Origin of the sequence: Candidatus Thermokryptus mobilis (assembly GCF_900070205.1) — a bacterium.
Taxonomy (GTDB): Bacteria; Bacteroidota; Ignavibacteria; order Kryptoniales; family Kryptoniaceae; genus Kryptonium; species Kryptonium mobile.
Genome location: NZ_FAOO01000001.1, coordinates 143,127 through 151,992 on the forward strand (window position 1 = coordinate 143,127; position 8,866 = coordinate 151,992).

Annotated in this window: 8 protein-coding genes; all 8 read left to right on the forward strand. The window is 40.1% G+C overall.

Features of this window, described 5'->3' with window-relative positions; all coding sequences use genetic code 11:
* Positions 1-175 precede the first annotated feature (175 nt).
* Positions 176-1,414, forward strand: a complete 1,239-nt coding sequence (locus tag FKZ43_RS00605) for a DUF6175 family protein (RefSeq protein ID WP_140943933.1) — start codon at positions 176-178, stop codon at positions 1,412-1,414.
* An 18-nt stretch (positions 1,415-1,432) separates the two neighbouring features.
* Entirely contained in the window at positions 1,433-2,782 is a 1,350-nt protein-coding gene (locus FKZ43_RS00610) for an LPP20 family lipoprotein (RefSeq protein WP_140943934.1), read from the forward strand.
* Positions 2,783-2,807: 25 nt separating this feature from the next.
* The gene (locus FKZ43_RS00615) at positions 2,808-3,389 is read left to right on the forward strand and encodes an LPP20 family lipoprotein (protein WP_181180191.1); all 582 of its coding nucleotides are present in this window, start codon (positions 2,808-2,810) and stop codon (positions 3,387-3,389) included.
* A gap of 95 nt (positions 3,390-3,484) precedes the next feature.
* On the forward strand, positions 3,485-3,856 hold the full coding sequence (locus tag FKZ43_RS00620) for a YbaN family protein (protein WP_140943936.1): 372 nt from the start codon (positions 3,485-3,487) through the stop codon (positions 3,854-3,856).
* A 13-nt stretch (positions 3,857-3,869) separates the two neighbouring features.
* Positions 3,870-4,826 (forward strand): LPP20 family lipoprotein, encoded by a 957-nt coding sequence (locus FKZ43_RS00625; protein ID WP_140943937.1) that lies wholly within the window; start codon positions 3,870-3,872, stop codon positions 4,824-4,826.
* 14 nt (positions 4,827-4,840) lie between these two features.
* The gene (locus FKZ43_RS00630; protein WP_140943938.1) at positions 4,841-5,740 is read left to right on the forward strand and encodes a CsgG/HfaB family protein; all 900 of its coding nucleotides are present in this window, start codon (positions 4,841-4,843) and stop codon (positions 5,738-5,740) included.
* Positions 5,737-7,695: a DUF4384 domain-containing protein gene (locus tag FKZ43_RS00635; RefSeq protein ID WP_140943939.1), complete on the forward strand. Its 1,959-nt coding sequence runs from the start codon at positions 5,737-5,739 to the stop codon at positions 7,693-7,695. The genes FKZ43_RS00630 and FKZ43_RS00635 overlap by 4 nt, the downstream gene beginning before the upstream one ends.
* Positions 7,696-7,710: 15 nt before the next feature.
* Positions 7,711-8,866, forward strand: a 1,156-nt coding sequence (locus FKZ43_RS00640; protein ID WP_181180192.1) for a caspase family protein, incomplete at its 3' end; no start/stop codon positions are given.

Sequence of the window (8,866 nt, forward strand, 5' to 3'; positions counted from 1 at the left end):
GCAGGGAATCATTCAGGTATGATTTTTTCAGTTTATCTGAATTATTCTTTGCCCAAGCTTGGCTTTGATCCGATAGCAGCGATAAGAGGTGCCATTGGATGGTGATGTGCTTTGGAGCACAATTTTAAAATCCCTTGTTCTTTAATTTTAAAGCGAAAAACAAAAAGAGTTTGCGATGCTTAAAAGAAAAATTTTATGCCTTGTTTTCATCGTTTTGTTTTCTACTGTTTCAAACTCCCAAAAGAATCTGCCCATCTCGCGTGAGGCGACATTTCTTGAAAGTTATTCCCCAACCGAAGTTACAATCAGAGCTTCTGGCATTGGGAAGAACAACGCTCAAGCTGAGCTTGACGGTAGAAGATCGGCTGTTTATTTCGTTTTAATTGGGTCAACTGACCCGATACTTCAGACAAATGAAGAGCGTATGGCATTTGAGAAAATTCAAGACGAGATATTGGATGAAAATAATATCAAGCGGTATATATCTTTTGAAACGACGGAATATGAGCAAAGGGTCAAGCTTTCAGATGGGAGAGTGAAGATAACGAAAGTTTATCGTGTGAACAAGAAACTTTTAACGGACGATCTCATAGCGAGAAATGTCATAAAGCCAAAGGAGGAGATAACAGAAGCGATCGGTTTGCCGTTCATTATGGTTGTCCCAGAGGCACCGAAAGGTGTAAGTCCGGTAGACCTTTTAAGAAGTGATAGGTTGTTGAAAAAAGGAGCTGAAGTTATTGAGTCATATCTTACAGCTCGCAAATATGATGTTCAAGTCCCAGAACAAATGGAGACATTAAGTGAGCTTGCCCAGGCGCAGGCAGGTTTAAAAGGGGTTGAAGAGGATTATGCTTACCAACTTGCTCTTGCCATTGGAAGCGATATCTACATAACCTACAATGTGAAAGTTGAAAAAAGATATATTGGAAGTACGGAGTATAGGAAAGCTGTTGTAGCTGCACGGGCGTATGAAACTACAACTGCAAGATTGCTTGGGACAGAGACGGGCTATAGCGGTGAGTACGCAGTGCCAGAAGAAGCGGTCGTTGAAGAAGCGATGAACGATGCGATTGATAAAGTGTTAAGCAGGATAATGGCTTATTGGAAGGAGGACCTAACACGCGGGCTCCAGTTTAAACTTATCTTTAGAATAACCGGAAACTTTGATGAAGATGCACACGATGAGATACTTTTGGCAACAGAGCAAGTCCTAAAAAAGGTTTGCAACAGAACTAAACAAAATGTCGTAACAGATCAAACACTGGATTATATCGTTTGGGTTAACCCGCAAAAGTATAATTCACCGCTTGCACTTTTCAGAGATATAAGAAGCGGGATTGAATCGCAGGTGCCTGTGAAGGTTCGCAGAATCAGCGCTAACAGGAAAATGTTAATACTTGAAATAACCGGTTAAAATAAACTTGGATTTCAAATGAAGCGATTTCTAATTTTAGTTTTGCTTTTTTCCTTTAATTTATCCGCCCAGCCGTCTTGGTATAAGACGCAGACACATCCGAAATATCCAAAGGAGTTTTACATACTTGGAATTGGTGCAAGCGTCGGCGAAGATGCAAGGGAAGCAGCAAAGCAAAATGCGGTCGCAGATGTAGCATCGCAGATTAGGGTTCAAGTTCAATCCGAAATCACAAGTTTAGAAAAAGAAAGAATAATCAACAAGGAATCGGATTACTATTCTGAGTTTCAGCAGAAGTCAAAGACGATCATTGACGAGGTTTTAACAGGATGTGAGATCGTTGAGATGGAATTTGATAAGAAAAGTAAAACCTGGTATGCGCTTGCCGTCCTTGATAAGCAAAGATATTTGTCCTCACTTGAAGATGAGCTTGACAACGCCTGGGCTCAGATAAAAAAACTCTACGATGATGCTCAATCATTCATTGGGGCGGGGAAAATTTTACAAGCAGTTCAAAATTTAAAAGACGCTCAGAAAAAGATTTATGAGATTTATTCTAAACAAGTGTTTTACAATGCGATATCACGAATTCCATATAAGCCGGATGTTGAACTTACAACAGCCGGGATTGAGTCCGAGATAAGGGACTTGATCTCAAAGATAAAAATTGAGAAAGTTTCTGGCGATAATCAAGTCGCAAAAGTTGGCGAAGAACTCCCAGAGCCACTTGTCATTAAAGTCATCTACTATGGCAATGTTTCTGTTCCGATTTCAAATGCTAATGTGACATTCGCTTATAAGAGCGGTGAAGTCATTGAGAGAAAGTTGACAGACGATCAAGGAATGGCAAGTATTCGTGCATTAGCAATGGGTAAAGGTGGAAGGAACGCAATTGTTGTGAGTTTTTCAATCCCCGGTCTTCCAGCAGAATATGCAAGGGTTTTATCAAATGTTCGGACGGAGTTCTCCTATTCAACGACTTCTGAAGCGGTCGCAACAGTTTCAGTTTCAATCAAAGGAGCGAAGGAGGATAAATTGATAAACGATATGATGAAAAAGTTAATTCAAGCGATAGAGAAAAACGGATTTAAAATTGAAGATGAATCAAGATTTGTAGTAGGAGGAGATGTTAGTTCAAGGGTTGTTTCTACAGTTCAAGGTGTCGGAGGGATGCTTTACACGGTTGAGGCGGAATTAGGTCTTTTCCTCAAGGACATTGAAACAGGTCAAATTCTTGGAAGTATGAGTGTTAAGTCAAGGGCTGTGGGCAAGAGCGAGCGCGAGGCGTATGAAAAAGCATTGAAGGGGATGAGATTCTCAAATAAAGAGCTCGTTGAGTTGCTTTCAAATGCTAAAACTGAAGAATAACAAAAACTCAAAGGAGGGAAAAACAATGAGATATCTCGCATCTTTAATTCTGGCTTTAGCAGTTGCGATATTAATTGCTGGTTGCGGTGGTGGACCCAAGGAAAGGATAGCGGTTCCTGAGTCACCTGCACCGGCTTGGGTTAACACTCCACCGACAGCTGTTGACGCAATTTATGCCGTCGGAGCAGCAAATGTCGGAGCGAATCCAGTCCTTGCGAGAAATAAAGCAGCCGATGCAGCAAGGCAGGAGCTTGGAAGGATAATCCAAACGAAGGTGAAGAGCTTGCTTGATAATTTTATGCAGGAACATCAGGAATTCATAAATAATCAAGGAACGATAACTTCGGAAGAATTCACAAGAAGCGTCAGCAGATCGGTAAGCCAAGCTACACTTGCGGGCTCGCAGATAGTTGAGTTTTATTATGATAAGGACAACAAAATTTATTATGCGCTTGCTGTTTTAAGGAAGAATGATATCGTCAATGAGATAATGAGATCAATGAATGAGGCACAGCGTCAGAAAAAGACAGCTTTTGTTGAGCAAAAAGCGGAAGAGGCGCTGAAGATACTTGATAAAGAGCTTGAGAAGTGGGACTTAAGCAAGTAAATTTCATCCCTCCCCCTTGCGGGAGGGTTTTTAGTTTGCTTTTGACTTTTTGAGTTTATGATTATAAATTTGAGAAAAAGTTGAATACTTGAGGTATGTCTGAGCTCTATAGAATTGTTCTTATAATTCTCGGTTTTGTTTTCGTTGGGCTTGGGGTTCTGGGTGCTTTTTTACCGCTTTTGCCAACGACCCCCTTCCTGCTTTTAGCTGCTGCTTGTTTTGCAAGAAGTTCAAAGAAATTTTATAACTGGCTTTTAAATCATAAGGTCTTTGGAAGTTATATTAGGAATTATCGTGAGAGAAGGGCTATAACTTTGCGTGGTAAAATCATCTCGCTTGTCGTTATGTGGCTCGTGATGGGATATACTGCTTTGTTCGCTGTTTCAAATATCATCGTAAGTTTAATTTTGCTGTTGATAGGAGCTGGCGTCACAAGGCATATTCTTTCACTTAAAACAATAAAGTAGTTTTTGAAATTTTATGAAGTTAAAAGTTTTATCAGTTTTGACTTTTTTGTTTGTTTCTTCATATTCACAGGTTCAACCATCCTGGTTGTCGGTTTTACCTCAGTCAAGGGATTACATTTACGCTGTTGGGGTTTCGTCTCCTTATTTTTATCCTGAGACGACAAAGGCGAAAGCGATTGAGGACGCAATTTTTGAAATCGCGAGGACGATAGAAGTTGGTGTGAGCGTTAAACAGATAAATTGGTTTGAAGATACTGGAAGTTTGTTCTCGGGCATCTCTCATTTTAAAGAGGAATATGAAGAGGAGATTGACACTTTGCTTATGAGTTTGATAAAGGAAAATTTTGAACTTGTATCGCAGTGGCAGGAGCCGAAGTCAAAGATACTTTATGTGCTTGTGCGTGTCCCTGTTAAAGTGATTTCATCGGATACAAGTTATTCAATACCTGAGGAGTTAACTTATGACCCGGCACTTGCTGAAGTCTCATCCGTCGGGGGGAAACCACCATCTTGGATTTACAAAGTTCCTGTCTCTGATGTTGCAATTTATGCCGTTGGTGGAGCTGATAGGCATTTTGACCCGGCCGAGACGCGCAAAAAGGCGATTCAAAATGCAAGGGCTGAACTTTCAAGAATTGTGAGTTTGAGGATTCAAAATTTACTTGACAATTGGTCGTATGGAAACAAAGTTTTTGAACTTGGATATTCAATGCGAGTTTCAAGGACGGTTTCACAAGCTAAACTTCGCGGTTCGCAAATAGTTGGGTTTTGGATTGACCCGAAGACAGGAGCAAATTATGCGCTTGCAAGGATGTATAGAAAAGGTTTGATCGCTCAAGTAAGACAGATGACGGCAAATGTCATAAAGCAAAATCCTCCTGAAAACAAGCAAGGCAAACCTATTGAGGAACTTTTAAACGAGGCGTTACAGCAACTTGACCGTGAACTTGAAAAGTTAAACAAAAAATAACGGGGGATAGTAAAATGAGATTAAAAAAATTTTTCTTCGTGATGTTTTTCATCTCATCATTTCTTTTTTCCCAGGGAAAAGTAAGTGTTGCTGTTTTAAAATTTGACGCAAAGGGTTTTGACCCAACTCAGATTGATGTGCTTGTTTCAAGATTTAGGGTTGCATTAAATGCGACTGGAAAGTTTAATGTCCTTGAAAGGGAAAAAATTAAAGAGATACTTGCTGAGCAAAATTTGCAACAAAGCGAAATCGCTGAGGGTTCTGGGGATAATGTTCAAATTGGAAAAATTCTCGGCGTTAAGGAGATAATAACTGGAGATATTGGCAAGGTTGAGGATGTTTATACGGTCAATGTGAGAAGAATAAAGGTTGAGACATCGGAGATAGTTCAGACAGCAAGTGCGGATTATGAGGGTAAGGTCTCCGGGCTTTTGAAAGTTATGGAGCAGCTTGCTTTTAAACTTGCTGAAAAATCGGATGAAAAGTATGTCGCCTTGAAGGTTGAACAGCCAGAGGCGAAGGAAGAAAAAGTTAAAGAAAATGAAAAAGTAGAAATGGAAGAAGAGGAGGAGGAAGATATATTTGGGGATTTGTACAAGGAATTCAACATCTCAAAAGACCCGTTCAAAGATAACGAGCCACCAAAGATTGAGCTTTATTATCCGGTCGTGAAGGATAACGGTTATTTGAGGGTTGGGAGTAGGGATTTTGAAATTTCTGGTATAGTGACAGATGAAAGCGGTATTACATCGGTTAAGGTAAACGGCGAGAGGGTGCAATTGAAAGTTGCGCTTGCTGGTTTGAGTTTTTATAAGAAGGTTCGCCTTTCAAAGGGAAGAAATCGGATTGAGATTGTAGCAAGGGACCTTTACAATAACATTGGTAAATTAACATTCACTGTGGAGGTGAAATGAGCGTGAAGGTTTTAAAAGTTTTCACTCTTTTAATTTTGTTTTCTCTTGAAATTTTCTCTGGCGAAAAACCGGCATGGATAACGACGAAGAGACATCCAAAATATCCTGAACGGCTTTACATACTTGGCGTTGGTGCAGCGAAAAAGACGAAAAATAAAATTGAGGATATTCAAAAAGCAAATGCCGATGCTTTCGCTGATATAGCTAAACAAATTCGTGCAACGGTTGTATCAAAATCGGTCGTTGAACAACTGGAGGTTATAACTGGAAAAAAAGCTGAATCAATTGAAAGAGCTTCAGCGAATTTGCAGGTGACGAGCGAAATTACGATAACTGGTTTGAGAATCGTTGAGGTTTATTTTGATGACGATGATGATATTTATTATTCGCTTGCTGTGCTTGAAAGGGAGGGTGCAGGTGCTGAATTGAGAGATAAGCTTAAACGGTATCTCAACATTTATCAAAAAAATTTTGATCTCGGGAAGAAAAATATCACTGAAGGAAATTTTTATCAGGCGCTTTTGAATTTTTCTGAAGCATTGAAAAATGTTCCACTTTATAACGACCTTCTCCCTTTTTACAGATTTATAACCCGCCCGCTTGAGGAGATCAGCAATGAGTGGCGCCTTGGTGATGCGATTCTTACCTCTGATGTTAAAGCGCTTGTTCAAGATGTTTTTTCAAAAATTAAAGTTGAAAAAGTTTCTGGTGAAGAACAAGATATCGCTTTCAATCAACCGTTGGAACCTTTGGTTTTAAAGGTTACATATGGTGATAGCGCCGTTGCGGTTTCTGGTTTGAAGTTTAAATTTTATTTTAAGAATGGAAGGGGGAAAATAACAGAGACAGCGGTATCGGATAAATCGGGCGTTGTAAAGTGTGAGATTTATTCGCTTGAGCCGTATCAGGAGAACTTTTATACAATAGCTGCGAGAGTGGATTTGTCTGAGTTCAAAATTAAATCGGAGTTTGGATATAGCGAGTATGACGATTGGAATGAGCTCTTGGAGAGGAATGAGGTTGAGTTAACTTTCACATTGAGGAAGAAGACATTGACGCTTGATGATAAGTTAAGAGAAGCGGTGTTAAGTTTGAGTTCAAAAGTTCCAGACAAGACAGCGCGCGTAATGGTCGCAAGGATTTATTACAGGGATAAACTGCCCGGACCTATATCGCCGTATATAAAGCAAAAACTTGAAATGGCTATAGAGTCAAATACGAGTTTTGCTCTTGTAAGTGAAGAAGAAGTCAAAGATGCGATCACTAAAGTTTATCAAGTGGGCTATTCAATCACCGGAGTTGGAACACCCGAGTCATTTGCAAATTTAAGCGGTGCAAAAGTTGTCATCGTTGGCTCTTACTGGGACAGCGCCGATGAAGTTGAATTTAATTTAAAAGCGATTGATGCTGGTTCAAGAATTGTGCTTGCAACTTCAAATGTAAAGATACCGAAAAATTTGCTCCCCAATATACCGCTTGCGCCCGAAAACTACAACTCAAAAATTGACGACGAGATATTGCAAACGGAATCCAAGGGCGAGGAACTTCAAGTAGAAGTTTGGGTTGATAGACCCGACGGTGTTTATTACGAAGGGGACGAGATAAAAATTTTTGTCAGAGCTAACCGAGATTGTTATATAAATCTTGTTTATTACGACGCTGAAGGAAATGCAATTCTGGTCTTTCCGCATAAAGGCAACTGGGAACACAAAATTGAAGGGAATAAAATTTACAAAGTTCCTGGTGATTTTGTCATAAAACCACCTTTTGGGCGCGAGATATTGAAAGTTTTCGCAAGTGATAAACCACTCCCAATTCCGAAGGGTAAAACTGTTGCAGGTTTAATTGTCCTTGATTCAATTTTTGATTACATGTCAAATACAAGAAGCATTGGATTGAAGTCAGGAAGATACGCTGAAAATAGCATCGCCTTAACAACTTTACCAAAAAAATAATAAAAGGTGAAAGTTATGAAGCGATTAATTTTTCTATCGGTTATACTTCTAATTTTTGTTGGACAATTAACTTCGCAGGATTTTGGATACAGGAAGAGCTGGGCTTTGATAATTGGAATTAACGAATATCAAAGTTTGCCGAGGTTGACTGGGGCTGTGAAGAGCGCCAAGATGGTCAGGGAAAAATTGGTTCGGGAGTTCGGTTTTGACCCAGAAAATGTGATTGAGTTATACGATGACCAGGCAACGCGCGAGAACATCTTGAAGGCGTTTGATCGTCTTATGGATCCAAGGCGCATCTCAAAAGATGATCGTGTCTTTATTTTCTTTGCGGGTCATGGTGTGACGAGAACTATTGGGGGCAAAGAAAAGGGCTATATTATGCCGGTTGATGGCGTGATGGAAAAATTTGCAAGCACTGCTATATCAACCGACCAGTTGCACGAGTTTCAAGAGGCTATACCCGCGAAGCATCTTTTTTATGTTATGGATGCCTGCTATAGTGGGACGATTTTCACGCGTGGGATAGGTTTGAGAAGCGAGTTATTTACTTCAAAGGCGGAAGCAATTTCAAAGTTTACATCGCGGAAAACAAGGGTTGCAATAACCGCCGGGAGCAAAGATGAGCAGGTAGTTGACCTTTCGGATCAGGGCATAAGCGTCTTTACTTTTTATTTTTTGAGAGGTCTTGATGGTGATGCTGATGTGGATAGAGATGAAATTATAACGAGTTCCGAGTTGGCTGATTATGTTGCTAAAAATGTAAGATTTAGAGCTCCTCAAAATCCACAGTATGGGCGACTTCCCGGGGATGAAGATGGTGAATTTATATTTATGCGTGTGATCGGACAGGTGCAAGAGCCAAAACCAACGCCACCAACCCCGATTGTCGTTGAGGAACCGAAACAACGTCCAAAGCCAGTCCAAAGAAAACCCGCTGAAGAGACAAAGAAAGTGGATTTGATGATTCAACAACCAAAAAATGCCTGGATTTACGCTTTTGTCGGCGGTGGTGCAAACATACACGATATAAAAGAAGAAGATGTTAATTTTACTAAAAAAGAAGGAGTAGGTGGTTTTGTTGGTCTTGGGTTTGAATATATAGCTGGGAAGAATTTTTCAGTCGGGATTAATGTCGGTATTGATGATAAGGCGGGTAATTTCAAAATCG

Coding starts and splice junctions, on each gene's coding strand:
- FKZ43_RS00605 (WP_140943933.1), top strand. CDS start 176: ATGCTTAAAAGAAAAATTTTATGCCTTGTTTTCATCGTTTTGTTTTCT.
- FKZ43_RS00630 (WP_140943938.1), top strand. CDS start 4,841: ATGAGATTAAAAAAATTTTTCTTCGTGATGTTTTTCATCTCATCATTT.
- FKZ43_RS00635 (WP_140943939.1), top strand. CDS start 5,737: ATGAGCGTGAAGGTTTTAAAAGTTTTCACTCTTTTAATTTTGTTTTCT.
- FKZ43_RS00620 (WP_140943936.1), top strand. CDS start 3,485: ATGTCTGAGCTCTATAGAATTGTTCTTATAATTCTCGGTTTTGTTTTC.
- FKZ43_RS00625 (WP_140943937.1), top strand. CDS start 3,870: ATGAAGTTAAAAGTTTTATCAGTTTTGACTTTTTTGTTTGTTTCTTCA.
- FKZ43_RS00615 (WP_181180191.1), top strand. CDS start 2,808: ATGAGATATCTCGCATCTTTAATTCTGGCTTTAGCAGTTGCGATATTA.
- FKZ43_RS00610 (WP_140943934.1), top strand. CDS start 1,433: ATGAAGCGATTTCTAATTTTAGTTTTGCTTTTTTCCTTTAATTTATCC.